The sequence below is a fragment of the Streptomyces phytophilus genome, assembly GCF_013870535.1.
Classification (GTDB): domain Bacteria; phylum Actinomycetota; class Actinomycetes; order Streptomycetales; family Streptomycetaceae; genus Streptomyces; species Streptomyces phytophilus.
The window spans coordinates 1-2,082 of the sequence record NZ_JACBXC010001088.1; the positions used below are offsets into that span (position 1 = coordinate 1).

General features: G+C 68.4%; 1 protein-coding gene and 1 pseudogene. Both read left to right on the forward strand.

The window, feature by feature from the left end; translation table 11 throughout:
- Positions 1-636: 636 nt before the first annotated feature.
- Positions 637-1,143 (forward strand): hypothetical protein, encoded by a 507-nt coding sequence (locus tag H5J30_RS29340; protein WP_181790326.1) that lies wholly within the window; start codon positions 637-639, stop codon positions 1,141-1,143.
- A 487-nt stretch (positions 1,144-1,630) separates the two neighbouring features.
- A pseudogene (locus H5J30_RS29345) lies at positions 1,631-2,082 on the forward strand (hypothetical protein); the annotation flags it as partial.

Here is a 2,082-nt window from a genome sequence, read left to right on the forward strand (position 1 = left end):
CGTCCGCCGCCGGCGGGGGCGGACGCTCCCCATCAGCCCCGGCCGCGTCCTCCCCCGGCGCGGCCGGGGCACCACCTACTCCAACACGAAGGGGACTCGAAATTGGTTGAGTGCGTGACGAAGGCGACAGCGCAGACCGCCGTGACACCTTCCCCGATCACAGTGGGCCTTGAGCTGGACTCGTGGCGCGACGCGGCCCTCCGCCCGACCATGGGCCCACGATGCCCATTCTGCGGCAGCCACAATACGGGCGGCTCGCTGGATAGCCAGGGCAGGAAAAAGGAATTCTGCCTCGACTGCGGACAGGACTGGATCTCATAAACAGCCTCCTTGTCCGCCAGTCCGCACTGCTCTTGTGCACCTCAGCGGACCCTGGTGCGGTGCCCGTCCCACCGGCCAGCCGCTGACCGACGTCGTTCGACCGCTGGAGGAGTAAATGACTTGTTGTGGCTGGCCTATGGTGAAATCCCAGGATGGCCGGTATTACACGTGCCTGCACTGCTGGAAAGAGGAGCCCGCATAGGCCGCCCGGCGGGAGCGCCAAGAGGAGGCGCCGCGCCACCCATACGTGGACCGCCGACCACCGGCCCGGCCCTTAGACTGTCCCGCACCCCGCCGCCCGAGAGGAGCCCGTCCATGCGCCCTGCACGGTTCGAGACCACCCTGAAGACCCTCCTCCAGCAGGCCGGAGGCCCTGTTCAGGACGTCAGAACCGTGTCCGAAGCGGGCTATGACCGGCACCCGTATGGCCTGGTCGTGACGTACGCGACGGGCGCCCGCGTGGTGCTGCAGTTCGTGCAGACCTCGGCGCCCGGGGACTCCGATTTCTCCAAGCCGGAGCAGATCATCGAGGGCGACTCGGCGCCGACGCCGATGCCGATGCCCGACGACCTGATCGACGGCGGCCGGCTGCAACTCCGCGCGGTAGACCGGCACCTGGCCGCGCTGGTCACGGCGAGCGGCTCGCGCGAAGTGCGATCGGCGGAAGCCTTCTCCACGCGGGACAGCAAGGGCGCCATCGAATACGGACTCAAGATCGAATACCACGATGACAGCACGATCTACGTGTACGTCGTGGACGCTCTCCCGCAGGGCCGCGACCTGCAGCCCGGGCGGGAGTACCAGGTCCCGGCCGCAGTCTGACCCAGAGCGCCGGGGCGTTTCGCAGCACGACCACCACACCAGGAGGTCACAATGCGCACTCGGTTCGATCCCGCACAAGTCCAGGGCAACTGCCCTTCCTGCGGCAGCAGCGTCTCTGCCCCGTCCGGGCAGCAGACGCCGCCGCATCAGCCGCCCGGATCCCGTGAGATGTGCCCCGGCTCCGGGCAGCCGGCGAACTAGCACCAGCCGCTGACACCGGCGAACTCCCCGGCCGCGCCTGGCCCCTTACCGGGCGCGGCCGGCTGTCTCCGTCGAGACCTACGACCCAGGTCCTACGACCGGAGTTTCACATCTGACCGATCTTGACCGCTCGTGATCACTTCCTGTGAAAGGGGTTGCTGCGGAAACGTTTATCCATTTTCGTGACGCGAGTAGATATATGCGTCGTACATGCACGCTCTGGCCGCCCTGCTTCCCCGTCCCCGCAGTGTGACGGCCATGACGACCTGGGGAGAGTGGGACAACGATGTCCCTGAGAGACCGCATACGCACACTCGAAGATCAATTCGAAGGAATCTCGATCGCTCTGGGGTTCGCGGTGACGCTGGAGGAACCGGAGCGCAGCCGGCGGCTGCAGCTCGTCATCCATGCGCTCCACACCGCCCGCCAGGAGCTGCGCGCCGTACGGGATGCCGACCGCCGGCGCCCGAAGTTAGGTGCCGTCGCGCCCGCCGGTGCCGGCGTCTCGGTGGGTGCCGTGCTGACGTGGCTACGCGACCACAAGGCGGCGACAGCCGCGGTCGGCATCACGGCAGCCACCGCCATCGCCATCGGCATCGCGCAACTGCCCGACACTGGCGCCCCGGATGGCGGACAGGCGCGGCCGTCCGCTGCGTCGCCGGCGCCGACGCTGGCGCCAACGCATCCCGAGCCAGAGAGCGGCGGGCCCGGCGAGAAGCGGCCGAGCAGCACGCACAC